This window comes from Pelotalea chapellei (assembly GCF_018531195.1).
In the GTDB taxonomy this organism is placed as follows: domain Bacteria; phylum Desulfobacterota; class Desulfuromonadia; order Geobacterales; family Pseudopelobacteraceae; genus Pelotalea; species Pelotalea chapellei.
In genome coordinates this window covers 1-15,814 of sequence record NZ_JAHDYS010000022.1, presented here as the reverse complement: position 1 = coordinate 15,814, position 15,814 = coordinate 1, and the positions used below count along the sequence as shown (strand labels likewise).

At 47.2% G+C, this 15,814-nt stretch carries 21 protein-coding genes, 1 tRNA gene and 1 pseudogene; 7 read left to right on the top strand and 16 right to left on the bottom strand.

The features are described from left to right. The 3 genes from KJB30_RS16825 to KJB30_RS18550 all read right to left on the bottom strand — a co-directional run bounded on the left by KJB30_RS16825 (position 1) and on the right by KJB30_RS18550 (position 1,529). The gene (locus KJB30_RS16825; protein ID WP_214301513.1) at positions 1-288 is read right to left on the bottom strand and encodes a type II toxin-antitoxin system RelE/ParE family toxin; all 288 of its coding nucleotides are present in this window, start codon (positions 286-288) and stop codon (positions 1-3) included. After that, the gene (locus KJB30_RS16820; RefSeq protein ID WP_214301511.1) at positions 285-575 is read right to left on the bottom strand and encodes a type II toxin-antitoxin system Phd/YefM family antitoxin; all 291 of its coding nucleotides are present in this window, start codon (positions 573-575) and stop codon (positions 285-287) included. Before KJB30_RS16820 ends, KJB30_RS16825 begins: the two co-directional genes overlap by 4 nt. Before the next feature lie 225 nt (positions 576-800). Beyond that, positions 801-1,529, bottom strand: coding sequence for an NYN domain-containing protein (locus KJB30_RS18550; RefSeq protein WP_214301509.1), 729 nt, complete (start codon positions 1,527-1,529; stop codon positions 801-803). A gap of 135 nt (positions 1,530-1,664) precedes the next feature. Between KJB30_RS18550 and KJB30_RS16810 the strand changes: the two genes are divergently transcribed. After that, positions 1,665-1,925, top strand: a complete 261-nt coding sequence (locus tag KJB30_RS16810) for a hypothetical protein (protein WP_246545767.1) — start codon at positions 1,665-1,667, stop codon at positions 1,923-1,925. Between the two features lie 47 nt (positions 1,926-1,972). Continuing rightward, positions 1,973-2,284 carry a helix-turn-helix domain-containing protein gene (locus tag KJB30_RS16805; protein WP_214301506.1) on the top strand — a complete coding sequence of 104 codons (312 nt, stop codon included), beginning with the start codon at positions 1,973-1,975 and terminating at the stop codon, positions 2,282-2,284. A 321-nt stretch (positions 2,285-2,605) separates the two neighbouring features. On the opposite strand, the gene KJB30_RS16800 is transcribed toward KJB30_RS16805, so the two are convergent. The 12 genes and pseudogenes from KJB30_RS16800 to KJB30_RS16745 all read right to left on the bottom strand — a co-directional run bounded on the left by KJB30_RS16800 (position 2,606) and on the right by KJB30_RS16745 (position 10,255). After that, positions 2,606-3,232, bottom strand: a complete 627-nt coding sequence (locus KJB30_RS16800) for a dihydrofolate reductase family protein (protein ID WP_496198539.1) — start codon at positions 3,230-3,232, stop codon at positions 2,606-2,608. Positions 3,233-3,264: 32 nt separating this feature from the next. Next, positions 3,265-3,591: a hypothetical protein gene (locus tag KJB30_RS16795; protein WP_214301504.1), complete on the bottom strand. Its 327-nt coding sequence runs from the start codon at positions 3,589-3,591 to the stop codon at positions 3,265-3,267. Between the two features lie 60 nt (positions 3,592-3,651). Then, the gene (locus KJB30_RS16790) at positions 3,652-3,933 is read right to left on the bottom strand and encodes an XRE family transcriptional regulator (RefSeq protein ID WP_214301502.1); all 282 of its coding nucleotides are present in this window, start codon (positions 3,931-3,933) and stop codon (positions 3,652-3,654) included. After that, a pseudogene (locus KJB30_RS18140) lies at positions 3,930-4,049 on the bottom strand (type II toxin-antitoxin system RelE/ParE family toxin); the annotation flags it as partial. The pseudogene KJB30_RS18140 and the gene KJB30_RS16790, both read right to left, overlap by 4 nt. A gap of 148 nt (positions 4,050-4,197) precedes the next feature. After that, complete coding sequence (locus KJB30_RS16780) at positions 4,198-4,713, bottom strand: putative signal transducing protein (RefSeq protein ID WP_214301500.1); 516 nt, start codon at positions 4,711-4,713, stop codon at positions 4,198-4,200. 21 nt (positions 4,714-4,734) lie between these two features. Then, on the bottom strand, positions 4,735-5,178 hold the full coding sequence (locus tag KJB30_RS16775; RefSeq protein WP_214301498.1) for a hypothetical protein: 444 nt from the start codon (positions 5,176-5,178) through the stop codon (positions 4,735-4,737). A gap of 90 nt (positions 5,179-5,268) precedes the next feature. Then, positions 5,269-5,811 carry a hypothetical protein gene (locus KJB30_RS16770; RefSeq protein ID WP_214301496.1) on the bottom strand — a complete coding sequence of 181 codons (543 nt, stop codon included), beginning with the start codon at positions 5,809-5,811 and terminating at the stop codon, positions 5,269-5,271. A 745-nt stretch (positions 5,812-6,556) separates the two neighbouring features. Beyond that, positions 6,557-7,339: a transposase gene (locus KJB30_RS16765; protein WP_214301494.1), complete on the bottom strand. Its 783-nt coding sequence runs from the start codon at positions 7,337-7,339 to the stop codon at positions 6,557-6,559. 601 nt (positions 7,340-7,940) lie between these two features. Beyond that, positions 7,941-8,468, bottom strand: a complete 528-nt coding sequence (locus KJB30_RS16760; protein ID WP_214301492.1) for a hypothetical protein — start codon at positions 8,466-8,468, stop codon at positions 7,941-7,943. Positions 8,469-8,597: 129 nt separating this feature from the next. Next, entirely contained in the window at positions 8,598-9,152 is a 555-nt protein-coding gene (locus tag KJB30_RS16755) for an Sbal_3080 family lipoprotein (RefSeq protein ID WP_214301490.1), read from the bottom strand. A gap of 91 nt (positions 9,153-9,243) precedes the next feature. Further along, on the bottom strand, positions 9,244-9,762 hold the full coding sequence (locus tag KJB30_RS16750; RefSeq protein WP_214301488.1) for a hypothetical protein: 519 nt from the start codon (positions 9,760-9,762) through the stop codon (positions 9,244-9,246). Between the two features lie 142 nt (positions 9,763-9,904). Further along, positions 9,905-10,255, bottom strand: coding sequence for a hypothetical protein (locus KJB30_RS16745; protein ID WP_214301486.1), 351 nt, complete (start codon positions 10,253-10,255; stop codon positions 9,905-9,907). 101 nt (positions 10,256-10,356) lie between these two features. Between KJB30_RS16745 and KJB30_RS18135 the strand changes: the two genes are divergently transcribed. The 3 genes from KJB30_RS18135 to KJB30_RS18125 all read left to right on the top strand — a co-directional run bounded on the left by KJB30_RS18135 (position 10,357) and on the right by KJB30_RS18125 (position 11,265). Next, complete coding sequence (locus tag KJB30_RS18135) at positions 10,357-10,644, top strand: hypothetical protein (RefSeq protein WP_246545766.1); 288 nt, start codon at positions 10,357-10,359, stop codon at positions 10,642-10,644. A gap of 130 nt (positions 10,645-10,774) precedes the next feature. After that, positions 10,775-11,128, top strand: coding sequence for a site-specific integrase (locus tag KJB30_RS18130; protein WP_246545765.1), 354 nt, complete (start codon positions 10,775-10,777; stop codon positions 11,126-11,128). After that, positions 11,122-11,265, top strand: coding sequence for a tyrosine-type recombinase/integrase (locus tag KJB30_RS18125; RefSeq protein ID WP_367619007.1), 144 nt, complete (start codon positions 11,122-11,124; stop codon positions 11,263-11,265). Before KJB30_RS18130 ends, KJB30_RS18125 begins: the two co-directional genes overlap by 7 nt. A 97-nt stretch (positions 11,266-11,362) precedes the next feature. Here KJB30_RS18125 and KJB30_RS16735 read toward each other — a convergent pair. Beyond that, positions 11,363-11,439 (bottom strand) — tRNA-Arg (locus KJB30_RS16735). Positions 11,440-11,692: 253 nt separating this feature from the next. Here KJB30_RS16735 and KJB30_RS16730 point away from each other — a divergent pair. Together KJB30_RS16730 and KJB30_RS16725 are read left to right on the top strand one after the other, a co-directional pair. Then, complete coding sequence (locus KJB30_RS16730; RefSeq protein ID WP_214301484.1) at positions 11,693-14,212, top strand: ATP-binding protein; 2,520 nt, start codon at positions 11,693-11,695, stop codon at positions 14,210-14,212. Positions 14,213-14,523: 311 nt separating this feature from the next. Continuing rightward, the gene (locus KJB30_RS16725) at positions 14,524-15,699 is read left to right on the top strand and encodes a hypothetical protein (protein WP_214301482.1); all 1,176 of its coding nucleotides are present in this window, start codon (positions 14,524-14,526) and stop codon (positions 15,697-15,699) included. The last annotated feature ends 115 nt before the right edge of the window (positions 15,700-15,814 follow it).

Genomic DNA, 15,814 nt, shown 5'->3' with positions numbered 1-15,814 from the left:
TCAGCTCAGTCGCAATAGCCGATACCCTTCAAAAACGGTGAGTATGTCGATTCGGTCACCATTCAATCGGTAGACAATGCGATATCCTCGGTAAATGAGCTCTCGGATATCGGGATTACCTATTTCCGGCACAGTCCTTCCGCTTCTCGGATTGTCAGCCAAAATTGCTTCAGTCTGGTCAATCAGGGCATCAACAAACCGAACAGCGCGCTCTACACTGTCACGTGCAATAAACTCCTCTATATCAACCAGATTTTCTCCAGCTTCCTGTGACCATGTTACGATCATAGATTACCCGCACTTCTTCGAGCTCGCAGGGCTTTTCGTAGTTCGTCTGTAGTTTGGGTGCGCCCGCCTTCAACGTCTGCAATCCCCTTCTCAACAGAATCAAGAAAAGATTTTCGGTAAACCAATTCATCATAATCCGAAGGGGACAATAGTACACCAGCTGGTTTGCTGTTTTGGGTAATGATAAGTGGATGTCTGGATGTCTGAAGTGTTTTGAACCACTTGGAAATATTGGTTTTAAATTCTGCAATTGGAACAATGTCATTACTGATTGAAATAGTTCTCATTATTTACCTCCTTGATACGAATCTATTATGGTCAAAATATAGACCAATAAAGCGACCAATACAAGTGCTCGACTTCATACTTCGCTCAACGGCTCGGTCGGTGACCCGGAGCAGGTTTATCGCGACCGGGTCAACTAGTCTCGTTAGAACATTAACTTATGCTTTTGATGTTTTGAGCATTGCCTCTCTATTTTCTTCTACATTCAAATTGATGCTATTCCAAAATTATTTGCGTGCATCTCTAATGTACATGGCTGTTCCGTCTTTTCTCATTTCCATATCAAATAATTCGCTTGCTCTTATTAAGTCGCCGAGTTTTTTATAGCCGTAGTTTATAGATGAGAACGAGCTGTTGTTTGATATGTAATGACCAACTTTGCTCAAATGAGCCCATCCATCATCCTCTGATGTCTGCTCAACAGCAGTTCTGAGCAATTTTACCAATGCAGTGTCTTTCCTAAGTTCATTTCTACTTTTCTTAACTGGTTGTTTATGGTTTTCCGATTTTTCTTCCTTCTGAGCAACGAGATTTTCTGTGTATATAAATGTAGAACAAGCATCTACAAATGGTTGAGGCGTCTTCGTTTCACCAAAACCATAAACCGGTAGACCGCTCTCCAGTATTCTCAACACTAGAGGAGTAAAATCACTGTCGCTTGTCATTAAAGCAAATGCATCGACGTTTTTACTGTAAAGGAGATCCATTGCATCAATAATCATTGCAGCATCAGTGGCATTTTTCCCTTTTGTGTATGCAAACTGCTGCATAGGTCTAATTGCATGCGGGTGCAATCTATCTATCCAACCAGATAAGGACTGGCTTTTCCAGTCTCCATGCGCATGACGAACATTAACCATGCCGTGTTTTGCGAGTTCTTCTAATACTCCTTCAATTGAATTATGGCTGACATTGTCGCAATCAATAAGAAGAGCTATTCTTTTCCGTTCAGGCACGTTTTCCTCCTAAATTTATAACGGCTTGGGAGAACAGCGGCGGTTTTAGGCAGCTGCTTCTCCCTGGTTGAACACTTCGTTTCTCTCAATGAATTTGCCGGTTGACTTTATACGTCAATGCCGTATATTTGACTCATGGTTACTTCTGTCGAATCGCCACTGTTCACGAAACAGGTTCATGATTACCTGACAGATACCGAATACGGAGTCTTTCAGGAATATCTTGCCGCCAATCCCGATATGGGCGATGTCGTGCGTGGTTCCGGCGGTGTTCGCAAGGTGCGCTGGAGCCGTCGGGGAACCGGTAAGAGCGGCGGTGTCAGGTGTTCTCTATTTTGCCCGGACAGAGGCCGGGCAAATTTGGTTACTTCTGATTTATGCCAAAAGTGCCGTTGACAGTATTCCCGGTCATATTCTCAAAGCACTTAAAGAGGAGATGGAACATGCCACTAAATGAAAAAGAACTGCTCGAACGTGATGCAAAGCGCAACATTGACGAGGAACTGCTCCAGGCCGTGCGGGATCTCAAGGCCGGCAAAGTTGGTCGCGTAACTAAAGTAGAAGTTTCTCCTCTGGCAGCGTCCCGCCTCAGAATAGGTCTCTCTCAGAGCGAGTTTGCCAAGTTGCTCGGCGTGTCACTTCGTACTCTTCAAGAGTGGGAGCAGGGTCGTCGTGCGCCGTCGGGAGCGGCAAAGTCACTCATCACTATTGCCATAAAAAAACCGGATGTTTTGAAAGAGCTGCTCGCTGCTTGAATATCAGTTATTGATGTAAATAACGATGGCTGCCATTACTGCAAAAACAAGGAGAGCTATCAGACTACTTCTGAGCTCATCCTTAAACGAATCGACCGATCGCCCAATACCCACATCCTCAAAGTCAAAGCCACAAATCCAACTCCTAGAAATCCTGAAATAATAAGCAGTTTTCTTGTTAGTTCCATTTTGTAATCCAACGGGGGCGGGCCTTGACCCGTCCGGGGCGTTTTTCAGCCCCGGTCGGCGTCCAAGGGCCTGGTTGGCATCGCATTTTCATTTCATTCCATAATCAAGGACAGATCTGCTTCTGTTCCTTGTTCATAACTCTTTAGCGGGCTGTTTGCCTATGTCATACCGCAGCTCAACCATGCCTACCGCCATCTGGCGAACTGAAACGAGGCGGAGGATTGGGCTCAGAACTCGGCGCGGAAACACTTGTTTGCCTCTGCCCAGAGTAACTGAGCCAATTTGAACGATGAGTTCATCCAGAAGTCCTGCATCATAAAACTGTCCCGCCAAGTCTCCACCACCCACAATCCATATGTTCTTTGTACCCGCGACAACACGCATCTTATTGTGAACCTGGCGCACATCACCTTTCACGAACGTAATGTCCGAACCTTCAACTGCCTGGAGTACGCGAGAGGTAAATACCCAGACAGGCTGGGTGTAGGGCCAAGATGATCCCGTCTCGGCAGTAATCTTATTGGCATTGCGGACGATCCATTCGTAGGTGGCAGACCCCATTGCCAGTGCGCCGACCTCAGCAATGAAATCTGGGTAGCTGGAGTCATTCAGATCCGCCAGTGGAAACAGCCACTCCAACGAGTCATCCTCGGTAGCAATAAATCCATCAAGACTTGATGCGGTGTAATACTGGGTCTTCATACCTTCGCTTACCTCCAGTGTAGCCGATTTCGAATGCCTAACGGGGTGGGATATCACCTGACGGCCTTTAGGTCAGGTGTATCTTCCTGTTAGCCATCGCCTCTATTTGGATTTGTAATCAGGTTACCAAATGGGTTGACTAGCGGGCGATTTCGCAGCGTCATTTTAAAATTCTCGACCCAGGAATCATCATTAAGGTGGTCAGTCCATCTTATTAGATTAAGCATCTGATAACTAAGAAGATCGGCTTGCCCTATGCCAAATGCGATCTTTGCGGCTCGTCCTGCATATTGCTCTAGTATTTGCAAGTCTCTATCGGATGCATAATTACCTGAAACCGCAAGGCTCGATAACAGATCGTCTGCCGATCGTTCGAGATTTTCTAGTTCAAGTTTTTCTGTTTCATTAATTTTCATAGTGGCTAACGGGGGTGAGCACACCGGCGGCGGATTATTGCCGACCCGTACTACGCTTAGTTATGCCAACTCTACTTTGAGGCTTTTACCAAGGGCAAGGGCCGCTCTTTCGAGGGTTTGGAGGGTGACGGAAACATTGGCGGGATCAAGGAGTCTGTCCAATGCCGTGCGGCTGGTGTGCATCTTTTCGGCCATGGCGGTTTTTGAAAGGTTCGCTTGTTTCATTTCCTGTTCTATCTGGAATGCAATAACCCTCTTGATTGCTGCCGCTTCTGCCTCTGCACGCAGACCTTCCTCTTCAAGAAAATCGTCAAAGTTTGATCCTAAATGTTCGTTTTTCATTTTGAACCTCTTTTGTAGGTGCCAAGGCGGCTCAATGCCGTCTTGAGTTCATTTTGTGGGGTCTTCTGTGATTTCTTTATAAATCCATGCAGTAAAATCAGGTACTCGCCGTCTACCGTAAAGAAGACTCATGCAATACCGTCTGCCAATCTCGTTCGTACTTCCCATAAGTCCTTGTCGATCTTCAGAACAATAAAATACGACTTTAAGGACAAAAGAAATATCAGTCATTTGTGATCCATTGTACCAACATTGGTACACTTGTCAATTTTTGATTTTACGTCGATCTGAGTCTGGTTTTGAGCAAGCGCGACAAATCCTTGATTCAGGCAGTTTCAGCTTTGCAATGCTCATGACCTTACCTAAACCGAAGCATATGTGCATGTTGGCACCCCCAGCTTTTACAGATTCCACCGCTAGCGGTGATTGTAGCTCGTTATTTACTTCAGGCCGTTTCTTACTGCGCTTTCTCCCTGGTATGAACCACCAAAAGACGATCGTCTCCAGTATTATTCTTAGCTTTTGACCGATTGAATATTGTTCTTGCTCTTCCTCTTCTGGCAACCGGCGTTCAAGTAGATTGGAAATAATGTCCTTTGCGCGGCCCACGTCTTCAGACGCAACCATTATGGTTTTCTTGTTTAAGAGATCGATCTGCGGTCCAACGCGCATTGATCCAAAGTTGTCGTTATGCACGAAGTAAGAAATGCCCTCGGTATCGAAAATACCGCGAATCATCGAAAGCTCAAGTTCATCATTTGGCGAATAGATTTTTATCATTTCTCTTTATCGTATAACGGTTCAGGGGGTGTGCGGGGCCGGGCTTTTCCCGGCATCCGTCACCACCCCCATGTTGGCTGTGTTTTTGATTGTTCTTGCTCCGTCACCCTTGATGCATATCCTCGTCCGCCCATTCCTTACTCCCAGTTCGATGACAGACAAAATTCCTTCTTTGTATTGGACTATGGTGAGTTGATCAAAAGGAATAGTGATGGCTGGAATCCAGCCCCAAATTCCGGTGGGGATGAGGCACAATTGATTTGGGGTTATCCTGAGCTTAATGCTGTATCGGTACCCGGCTGGGATAATTCCGTGGACAATGTCAACAACTGAAGAATCTTCTATTATTCCTCCGTCAGAGCAGGCCCCTTTGAACTGCTTTGTCAGTTTTTTCAGAGATACTACGGTGAAAAGCCAATACAGAATCGCAATCGCTAGAAATGTCCCGAAAATCAAGAAATCCATCTTTTTCCTTTTTCAGCCAACGTGGCCGGGGCGCACCGGCGAAGCGCTAGCGAAACCCGTGTGCCGCCGCGTTGTTGGCACTGCGTGGTCCTATTTTGTTAGTTCGAATTTTGCCCGAAGAGGTACGGAGATTTGACGGTAATTATCATGGACAGTTACATCAATGATCCATTCTCCAATAGGATCAGATGGCTCCCCGACAAACTTAATGACTGATTCAGTTAAAAAGGTATTTGTTATTGCACCTTGCAATTTGCCGGTGAAACCTCGTAGTCCTTTGTTTTCAGTTACCTTACTGTTTGGACGTGAAATTTTAACATCGCAAGTCACATTCACGTTGCCATCAGAATTCAATTTTGGATTTGCGAAAAAAATCAGTATGGTTGCTTCCGATCCAACCTTGAGTTTGTCCACTGTCGAAAATCGTGGGCTTGTATCAGCAGGGGTATTCCATTTCGCATCCCAGTCAAGGTCTGGAGTAATAATGAGAGCGGCTCCGAATCCGTTTATGGATTTACGTGCATCTTCATTTTGAATCGATTTGCCATCCTGTCGCCATCCCATTGTCTCATTTCCGAAAACGGAGGCTGTTACAGACAATAATAGGAAAAAGCAAGTCAGTAAAATTTTCATCATATTCTCCTGTGCCAACGGTTCGGGAGATCACCGGGCGGTCTTTTGGCCCGGCGGATCTTCCTGGTTAGCAATTGATTTATTGTCCAAGATTCAAAACCTAGCCGATCATGCCTATTGCAAGAATCAGGAGGACTCCGCTCAACAATGATAATGTGGTTTGCCCAACACCACTTAGAAGCAGTGTCTTCCATTTGATTTTGTCTTGCCGCTCATTTTCAATTTTTATCAGGGTTTTGAAATGTATGACGAGGTTTCCAAGCCAACAGCCTGAAGAGAGAACAACCGACAACATGCCTCTTGATAATGTGCTTTGTAAGATTCAAGTCCGTAGGCTTGAATTTGCTCAGGATTTGGGAAGGCAAGTACTGTCTCTGGTGAAAAATGAACGACAAGAAAACCTGGCAATATCTCGTAATACGCAAACAGCAGCCCGCATGGAAGTATAAGCGAGTTAGCCAATGGGAACGGCAAAAGGCACCAAATAAGCCACAGCCTGCGTACTCTCTGTCTTGTGAAATTAGAATCTATCATAATTCGATTCTCAAATTGGTTTTGCCAACGGCCCGCCGCTGAGCCGTGAGCGTCAGCGGTCGGCTCTAGTGGCATGTTATGCAATGATTTATTTCGGCAGATGCACAAGGCTTCGGGCAGCCTCGAAAATTGCTGTCTCAAATTTGTCCTGTAAGCGTGACCAGACTTTTTGCAGGGTCGGACCAAACCAACGCCACGATTTAATTCAGGTTTATTCCCAAAAATAACAGTTATTCAGGCTTAGAGCTTCGTTTTCGAGGTCAAAAACGGCCTTGTAAGGAACTGGTTCTTCCCTAAGAATGCAGACGTCGTCTTGCTGCCTCTCAATTCTTCTGCCGGCGGCCTTCATCCCAAGTCTTGCCTTTATTGCTTCAACGTAATAACCACTGCCCACGGCAATAGCATCTGTCCAACGATTGTCCCTCTTACTTTCACTGTTCTGCAAGGCGTCCTGGACCCATTGCCGATGATGATCGGCAAAAGATTCATTTGCGGGGACACCGCAGAATTCATGCAGTCCCTGACGGTCAATCACGCCATACCGCATAGGTGGGTTCTGGATTTCGTTGAAGCCGCCTGCCTCCCACTCCAATGGATGCTTTACCACTCCTGCGCGGACCATATTTAGATCGATGTACACAAGGCAACGGATCAGATGCTCATTCCGCTCGATTGCAGTGGCGTGGTAGCGATCTTCCCAGAACGCACCTTTCCGATCTTTACGCAGATTGAATTCCTGGGCGGTCCTCCCGGCTATCAGCTGGATACTATTGGGGATGACATCGGGGCCACTGTCGACAACCAGCAGATGAATATGGTTGGAGGTCACCACGTAGTTGAGCACCCGCAGGCCGAAACGTTTCTTGGCTTTAAATAGCCACGAATGCCAGCGCCTCCGGTCCTTTTCGAATTTGAGGAGAAATTCCTTTTTGTGGCAGCGGTGGGTGATATGCCACACCTGCCCGGGGATGTGATGACGGTTTGCTCGTGCCATTTTCTTAAAGACTCGTTTTTAGTACAAAAAAAGGGTGTTTAAGGCCGAAATGAGGCCGATTTTTGGATGAAATTTATGTTATTGCAGGACGTTAGCTTGGTCCGACCCAAGCCACAAACCCTCAAAAGCAGTGAACTGCCAAAGAAAAGCATGGTGAAAAATTCCTTCATATTCTCCTTCTTCATCTAACGTCGTGGGGGCGCAGCGGCGGAGCGTAGCGAAGACCAGCTGCCGCCGCCTGGTTAGCCCTGTTCTCTTTCAATAGCTGGCCGATTTGTAGACGAAATGAATTCGATTAGTTTCGTCATACGTGATCTCTCTCACCAGCGGTTGGATTCCTGTTGTCTTGATTTCTGCAATCTTTATGTCGTTCAAAACACATATCCAAGCATGACCGACTCCGGCGACATTTGGCAAATATCCTGATGCAGCCTCTCTGGCTAATGCATCAGGATCAGTAAATGAGTGTACCTTTATGGTCTTCTCATGGGGTGCATCACAATCGTCCCGAGCACAAACCGAGTCTCTTGTTAAAACCACAGTGGATTGGGGGTCTGTTTTTGAGAACTTGAAATTCTTTCTTCATTTTTATTCCTTTGTGTTAATTCCTGACTATAGTCCCCCAAAGGTTCAGATAACCTCGTATGAATCGTCCATCCGTCGATCTTTCTATCTTTTTTCCAGTATTGTCATATGCATTAACAATTAACTCCGTGCTCACCTTTTTTTCTTTTAATTTCGCATCAAAATCAGTTGGTACTGTTACTATAAACTGAATTTCGACATCCTCTACAGAACGCCACGGGATGGGTGCTTTTCGAATGCTTATAACCTTCACATCAGGAATGGTCTCAATGGAAACTGGCACAAACTCCACTTTGTCAACATAGCCTGTTTTGAAGGAAGCGTTTTTAAATCTGGGAGTGATGCTGAAGTGGTACAGGAAGTTGTTTTTGCTGTCGATCTTGCGACCAATAAGCTTGTCGTTGTAGTTAAAAGAGGAATATTTGAGATTTGGTTCGAGGTTGACGAGGTAAATAGTGCAGGCGAGAGTAACGATTCCGATTACCGTCGACCATTCCCACCTTTTTAAGTTAAACCCCTTCAGTGGTAGTTTCCTTTTGTGCATAGCCTCAATTTCTCTTTATTCAGATCACGTGATGCCCGGTTCACCGCCCTTAGGCCGCGTGCAACCGGCTGGTTGGGAATCATTTTCCATTTTCAAGGGCACCCGCTTTTTTTATTACTTAGCCGACTTTCAATTAGGATTGGCGAAGAACTTCGCTTTCTCTCGTTGGAATTCTTCCTGAGTAATTACACCTTCATCAAGTAGTTTCTTGGCTTCCCTGAGCGAATTGTATTTGTTGGATAACATTTTGTCATCTGAAGCTTTGGCAACTCTCTTGAAATCGATAAACAGGGAATCCAACACTGGCGTTAGTTTTGATTCTGCATCCTTGAACTTGCTAAAGTCTAAACCGCCATAGTGATGGTATTTAGCGGTTGCAATCTCGGTGTCACTTTTCTTAATGAAGAACTGGGCGTCGGCAAGAAAAGAAACAAGATCCCATTTATAGTCAGTGGTATACGAAAGTGAGTATTCGCACTGTACGGGTAGTTTTTCTCTATAAATCGATGTGTTGATCCCTCTCGTATCCGCTGCGTCCTCAATCAACCTGAGAACCGTGGTGTCTTTATTTTCCTCGATACAGAGCGACTTCACGTGATACTTAGATCCGTCTATTCTGTTCACGTCTACGGAAGTGCATGCAGAAAAAAATACAAGCACAACCAGTAGCAGCACAATCTTCATGATAATCTCTCCTATTGTTCGCGTCTTTGTGACGTTGAGTTTTGGGTTTACTCTATCTACACCAACGTCTCAAGGCACCAGCGGCGGAGCGTCAGCGGAGACCGCTGTTGCCGCTGGTTGAGGTCGCCTCTGACTGCTCTTCGCTGATCCGTCCAAAGGAGCAATTGAGAGCGTAATAATAGAGGTAGGTTATGAATGGACTACAGATATAAATGATGAAGGAGGATAGATCCGGAACCTCCGGAAATGCCTTCTTAGCAATGACAATGATAGCAATGCTTAATGGCGCCAGCACGGCCCCGAAAATCACTGTCCAAGGCACCCGGAGACATATGAATCTTTCTATGAATTTTTCTTCTTGGTTATTTGTGCTGTAGCACTTCCTGACTCCCTTGTAGGTAATGTAAAGACCTACTATTGTCGTCATTAGTTGAACCAGCGCTGTAATGCCAGTGTGCTGCTCCTTTACTGTTGGAGTAACCCAGAAGAGTGGGCCTGCAAGTGCGCTTACAACAACTGCGAGCACAAGATATTTTGCCTTTTCCCATGCTGTAATACTTTCATTTAAAAGCTGCTGCTCTAGTTTTCGCGGCGAAAAAAAGATCATCATTCCTCCGTTTCATTCTCTGCTCAACTCGGTTATATACGGTTTCCCTATATAAGAAACTTGTTACCTATATAGGATGCTTGTTTCTTATATAAGAGGCCTATCAGGATTCCTATATAAGATGCCTATACGTTCTTTTCGCCAATCAACATTTTTCTGGAATCCGATTTTCCAACTCTGTGCCACGCATCAAACGATAGGGAATAAACCACAATTTTTCTTCGGGACTCCATCGTGCTCTCAGCTTTCGCAACTGTTCCCTCAGATCTATTTCGTCATAGCCCACCAGTACCGGTGCGATATCCCCATCCTTGAAACGGGGCTGCTTCCAGGGCTTCTCTTCAACAATAATCTCGACTGTTTTAAGGCGTATGCCTCGACTTTCGTCGTAGCGGTAGCGCACACAAACCAGCGACTTGCCGTATTGCTCAAGAAGCCGCCTTGTTCCTTTCTGTCCTGGCTTTAGGTGGCAGTGTGTTTTCATATCCTTCAGCATAAATTCCCCGCCATTGGTGCATTGACGAACAGCAAAATTGACGGCACTATACGGCGTTCCGCGGCACCCTGTAAATTAATTTTAACGAAAGAGAAAAGCACATGATCCAGCTACCAGATCAGCTTGTAACTGCATATAGTACGTATCTTGGCGACAAAGGTATTAAACACGAGTTTTTGCCTGACTATCTGAAATGGTTGCGTTTTTTCCTGGATTTCTGCGAAAAATATAAAGTCGAGGGGGATGAATCTGATCGCCTTCGTCAGTTCGTCAACAAGCTAAAAAGTAAGGGGCAATCAGAAGATCTGCGCCGGCAAGCATATCATGCGGTGACTCTCTATTTGGGGGTGCTGAAAGAACGCTCTGAGAATTCCGGGGCGATGCTGTAGGGCTCACCGTTGGGCAGACGCTACAACCGGTGTCTGCAATGTCGGTTCAGATTGCTCGAAAGTCATACTATTCCGAATCCGGTTACCAGGAAAAATCCGATTCGCCAGAGTGGGTACGGCTCTGGAAGCGATGGCCAATGAAATCAAAGTGCGGCATTATTCACGCAAGACCTTGAAAACCTACGCCAACTGGTCACGTCAGTTTCAGCGGTTATTGAAGAACAAATCGCCTGCTGAACTGGGCAGTGAAGATGTCAAAGCATACCTGACCTATTTGGACGTCAATTGTCATGTGGCCTCCACAACACAAAATCAGGCCTTCAACTCACTTCTGTTCTTCTATCGCAACGGGCTAAAGCGTGAGTTTGGTAAACTGAAGGATGTACCGCGAGCCAAGAAATCCCGCTATGTACCGATGGTGCTTTCCCGTGAGGGATCGACGCCATACTTGCCCACCTTTCCTATCCGTTCGATCTGGTGGTAAAGCTACTGTTTGGTTGTGGACTGCGGCAGTTTGAGTGCCTGCAACTGCGGGTGGGGGATTTCAATTTTGATGCGGGTAAACTGACGGTGCACGGCAAGGGGAAGAAGGATCGGACGGTGCCGATAGCGGTGGGTTAATTCCACCGCAGCGAAAGAGCCCATATTATTAAAAAGGTTGCACAAGAGGTTGCATGAAAAAAGGGCCTACACCATAAGATGTAAGCCCTTGATATTATGGCGTCCCCTGCAGGATTCGAACCTGCGGCCTACAGCTTAGAAGGCTGTTGCTCTATCCAGCTGAGCTAAGAGGACATAAATTGTAATTTACGCGAAAAACCGTTTCATAAACAGGTCGAAATGTATATCACAAAGAGATCGACTGGTGCAAGCTTTAACAGACAAAGTAGCACCCCCTGGCGCCCGGGTAATTTGGAAATCCCATCTGTTGGATCTTAGGGCATTGCCAAATGCCGTACATTGCTATATGGTAGCCAACCATTTGCAAAATGCCATTAAAACTATTTATCCATGTATTTTTACTTACAAATCCGCTTTCGAGACCTGTATGTCCTCATCCTCCACCAATAACAGCGCCCTACCGGCAAAGATCAACCGCTCCAAGACCCACTTGCTGACGCGATATGCCTGGCTCCCCATACCTGTTCTGCTGATATTCATGCTGATTGTATGGGCATGCGATATCCATTTACTCTATAACTCTCCCTACACCCAAATCGTAACCTATCTCGCCTTTTCATCTCTCGCAGGAGTCGTAATAGCATCCTTGACGGGACGTAGATTTTCCATAAACCCTTCACCCGGGATTCTCTTATTGGGATGCGGTGCGCTTTTATGGGGATTCGCAGGCATATCTGCCATCATTGCTAGTCTAATCAAAAAATCTCCCCATGCAGTTGATGTCAACATCCAGGTCACCATACATAATATCTGCATGTGGCTCGCTGCCTGGTGCCATCTTGCCGGGATTGGCATCTCATTGCGCTGGCAGGTGCGCGTGACACGATGGAAGCTGTGGCTGGCTGGAGCGTACCTTGCCATCCCGGTCGCAATCGTCTGTATTGTTCAAGCAGTTTTCTCGGGATCATTCCCCCTGTTTTTCCTGCAAGGATCCGGAGGAACTCCGATCCGGCAACTTGTGCTCGGATCCAGCATCGGAATGTTGCTTCTCTCGGCATTACTGCTGCAAGCCATGCATCGCAAACGCTATTCACTATTCTTGTACTGGTACAGTCTTGCGCTGCTGCTGATGGCCACCGGCCTTTTCGGTGTGATGATGCAGTCAGTACACAGCGGTTTATTAGGTTGGATCGGGCGCAGTGCCCAGGCCCTTGGTGGTATATATATGATGCGTGCGGCCATGGTTGCCAGACGCGAGAGTCTGAACAGCCCAATCCCTGAGCAGGCGTGTGAGAGAAGATTCAGCTATGGTGTTTCCGCGGTGTTCGTTGTAACAGCCGTCATCGTGCGATTGCTCTTCATGCAGAGCATTGAACTGCCATACATTTTTTTCACCTTCTATCCTGCAATAATTTTTTCAGCACTTTACGGGGGACTCGCTTCGGGTCTGCTGGCAACTGTTTTTTCGCTGCTGATGGCCAGATATTTCTTTGTATCCCCTATGGGGCAGATAAGCTTTGCACCCGTTTATACCGCCAGCATCCTCTTCTTCATCGCAAGCGGGGCCATACTTTCATGGATCACCGCTGCAATGCAGCAGGCCCAGGACCGCGCAATCAGAGCCGAGGCGGAAACCGCACTTGCAGCAGAACGGCTGCACAATGCCGAATTACTGAAAGAACACAACACCCTGCTTGAACAACATGTCACCGAACGCACTGTTGAACTTGCTTTAACTGTTGAGAAGCTGAAACAGGAAATAAGCTTCCGGTCAATCATTGAAAAAGAGTTGCGGCACAGCGAAGAAACTTTGCAACTGGCAATCAAATCCACCGGGCTTGGCACCTTTGATTATTATCCTCAATCCGGAATGCTATTCTGGTCGGAAGTCAACAAATGGAATTTCGGAATTTCACCGAATGTAGAAGTTGATTTTGATCAGTTCGTGAATTCAATTCATCCCGAAGACCGCAACCAGGTCCTGCACATGATGGATAAAGCGCTGCAACCTGGCAGCAGCGGTGAATACAGGCTTGACTACCGCATTATCGGCATTGTCGACGGCGGCGTGCGCTGGATATCCGAACGCGGACAGGCTTTTTTCAATGATGCCGGCCAAGCGGTTCGTTTTATAGGTGTTTCTCGCGACATCACGCGCGAGATGGAAGAGGAAGACCGTCGTCATGCAGCTGAACGGGCGCTGCAACAGGAAACGGAAGAACGGTTGAAAACCCTGGAAGCCTTACGCAGAAAAGAACAGATGCTCATCCAGCAGAGCCGCCAGGCGGCCATGGGCGAGATGATCGGCAACATCGCCCATCAGTGGCGCCAACCGCTGAATACACTGGGACTCACCATCCAACAACTGCTGCTGTTTCACGAGCTGGGAGAACTTAATCGGGAGTTCCTTGAGGAATGTGTGGGTTCCTCCATGCAACTTGTGCTGCACATGTCCCAGACCATAGATGATTTCCGCAACTATTTTAAGCCTGACAAGGAGAAAGTTGCATTCAGCGTTAATGAGACACTCAACAGGACCATTTCACTCATGTCCGGAAGCTTGAACGACAAGTGCATCACCGTTCAGGTAAACGCACAGGTAGACCCGGTTGTCTGGGGCTATCCCAATGAATTTTCTCACGTGTTACTCAACATCATGACCAATGCCAAGGATGTACTGATCGAGCGAGCTGTCAGCAATCCTTCCATATCTGTCACCGTTGCCGAGCTGGACAAAAGAGCCATCGTGACTATCACCGATAACGCCGGCGGTATCGCCGAACAGAACGTGGAAAAAATCTTTGATCCTTACTTCACAACCAAGGGGCCGCAAGACGGAACCGGGGTTGGCCTGTTCATGTCAAAAGCCATCATCGAAAAAAACATGGGTGGGCGTCTCAGCGTACGCAATCTGGAAGCAGGAGCTGAATTCAGAATAGAAATCTGATCTACCCTTCCACCTCTTCGCCTTCCCAATCCCCGCTCTCCCGCCTTCTCTCCGATATCAAATTCAGACACACTCCTACCTCCTCGTATCCATTGTTATGATAAAAATTCAGACAGTATATTTGAGGGTCGTAATGACTCTTTTTTACGTCAAACTCTAGCTACAGACATACCATCAGATTGTTCAAAAATGGTCAGATCGTCGCCACCGGAGAACGCCCCGCGGAGGCGTAGCAGCGCTACGCCGCACAAGGTGGCTTTTGAGGATGGCGGCGAGATGGCTGTTTTTCAACAAGCTGTTCGTGAGGTTCCATGACAAATTCCATCGCCGATCGTCACCAATCACTGTTCAAATCCTTTTGGATGGCTGGCTTTGAGGGAGCCTCCCATATCAACGGGTCCCGTCACAGACTTGACATGATTGCAGCCACTCAGCATGACCGGCAGGTGGATCATGATTATCAGCTGATACGTAGTCACGGCATGTTCGTAGCACGCGAAAGCGTTCGCTGGCACCTGATCGAAAACCACAACAAGTTTGATTTCTCCACCGTGGCTCCCTTTCTGAAGGCGGCCAGTGACCATGGCATCCAGATTAACTGGACAATGTGCCACTATGGCTGGCCAGATGATCTGGACCTGTTTTCACCAGCCTTTATCACCCGCTTTGCACGTTTTTGCGGTGAAACAGCCAGCTTCATTGCTGACCACAGCAACGCAGTGCCCATCTATTCACTGATCAACGAGATGTCGTTTGTCACCTGGGCTATCTGCCACTCTGACGTCATGTATCCCTATGCGATTCACGGTAAAGGGCGTGACCTTCAGCTAAAAAAACAGCTGGTACAGGCAACCATCGCTGGATGTGAAGCTATCTGGGAGGTGGATTCCCAGGCAAAATTCGTCCATGTCGATCCGATCATCCATATCATCGCCCCCCCGGATCGTCCGGATCTGGATGCTGCCGCTGCGAGCGCACGAGCTTCCATGTTCGAGGCGTGGGATATGCTCTCCGGCAAAACGTGTCCCGAACTTGGGGGAGATCCAAAGTATCTGGATGTGATCGGGGTCAACTATTACCACTCCAATCAATGGGAATACCTGAGCAATGACCGCCTGCACTGGCACTTGAACGATCCGCGCCGCATACATCTGCACAAGCTGCTGGAAGAGGTGTATCAACGGTACCAATCCCGGATCATCATTGGCGAGACCAGCCATGTCGGCATCGGACGTGGCATTTGGATCAAAGAGATAGCGGACGAGGTAGCTAAAGCAATCGCAAATGGAGTGCCTGTTGAAGGCATCTGCCTGTATCCGGTCATAGACAGGCATGATTGGGAAAACCCCCAGCACTGGCATAACAGCGGACTGTGGGATCTTGTGCACCAGGATGACGGCCTGCTGAAGCGGGTTCTTCACGAACCCTATGCCATCGATCTTCTTGAAGCTCAACGTATGCTAAGAGAACAGGGATGCCCCATGTAATGCTTTACAGGTTGTTGAAAAACAGCCATCTCGCCGCAGTCCTCGAAACCCGCCTTGTGCGGCGTAGCGCTGCTACGCCTTGTATGTTGGACTGACAGTAACTAGATTCTCTGTT

What these genes read in the sequence shown, in the direction of transcription:
- KJB30_RS16775 (WP_214301498.1), bottom strand. Translation starts at nt 5,178, where the DNA reads ATGGATTTCTTGATTTTCGGGACATTTCTAGCGATTGCGATTCTGTAT.
- KJB30_RS18130 (WP_246545765.1), top strand. Translation starts at nt 10,775, where the DNA reads ATGGCCAATGAAATCAAAGTGCGGCATTATTCACGCAAGACCTTGAAA.
- KJB30_RS16805 (WP_214301506.1), top strand. Translation starts at nt 1,973, where the DNA reads ATGCCACTAAATGAAAAAGAACTGCTCGAACGTGATGCAAAGCGCAAC.
- KJB30_RS16730 (WP_214301484.1), top strand. Translation starts at nt 11,693, where the DNA reads ATGTCCTCATCCTCCACCAATAACAGCGCCCTACCGGCAAAGATCAAC.
- KJB30_RS16745 (WP_214301486.1), bottom strand. Translation starts at nt 10,255, where the DNA reads ATGCTGAAGGATATGAAAACACACTGCCACCTAAAGCCAGGACAGAAA.
- KJB30_RS16780 (WP_214301500.1), bottom strand. Translation starts at nt 4,713, where the DNA reads ATGATAAAAATCTATTCGCCAAATGATGAACTTGAGCTTTCGATGATT.
- KJB30_RS18135 (WP_246545766.1), top strand. Translation starts at nt 10,357, where the DNA reads ATGATCCAGCTACCAGATCAGCTTGTAACTGCATATAGTACGTATCTT.
- KJB30_RS16725 (WP_214301482.1), top strand. Translation starts at nt 14,524, where the DNA reads ATGACAAATTCCATCGCCGATCGTCACCAATCACTGTTCAAATCCTTT.
- KJB30_RS16810 (WP_246545767.1), top strand. Translation starts at nt 1,665, where the DNA reads ATGGTTACTTCTGTCGAATCGCCACTGTTCACGAAACAGGTTCATGAT.
- KJB30_RS16795 (WP_214301504.1), bottom strand. Translation starts at nt 3,591, where the DNA reads ATGAAAATTAATGAAACAGAAAAACTTGAACTAGAAAATCTCGAACGA.
- KJB30_RS16790 (WP_214301502.1), bottom strand. Translation starts at nt 3,933, where the DNA reads ATGAAAAACGAACATTTAGGATCAAACTTTGACGATTTTCTTGAAGAG.
- KJB30_RS16825 (WP_214301513.1), bottom strand. Translation starts at nt 288, where the DNA reads ATGATCGTAACATGGTCACAGGAAGCTGGAGAAAATCTGGTTGATATA.
- KJB30_RS16755 (WP_214301490.1), bottom strand. Translation starts at nt 9,152, where the DNA reads ATGAAGATTGTGCTGCTACTGGTTGTGCTTGTATTTTTTTCTGCATGC.
- KJB30_RS16750 (WP_214301488.1), bottom strand. Translation starts at nt 9,762, where the DNA reads ATGATGATCTTTTTTTCGCCGCGAAAACTAGAGCAGCAGCTTTTAAAT.
- KJB30_RS16820 (WP_214301511.1), bottom strand. Translation starts at nt 575, where the DNA reads ATGAGAACTATTTCAATCAGTAATGACATTGTTCCAATTGCAGAATTT.
- KJB30_RS16765 (WP_214301494.1), bottom strand. Translation starts at nt 7,339, where the DNA reads ATGGCACGAGCAAACCGTCATCACATCCCCGGGCAGGTGTGGCATATC.
- KJB30_RS16760 (WP_214301492.1), bottom strand. Translation starts at nt 8,468, where the DNA reads ATGCACAAAAGGAAACTACCACTGAAGGGGTTTAACTTAAAAAGGTGG.
- KJB30_RS16770 (WP_214301496.1), bottom strand. Translation starts at nt 5,811, where the DNA reads ATGAAAATTTTACTGACTTGCTTTTTCCTATTATTGTCTGTAACAGCC.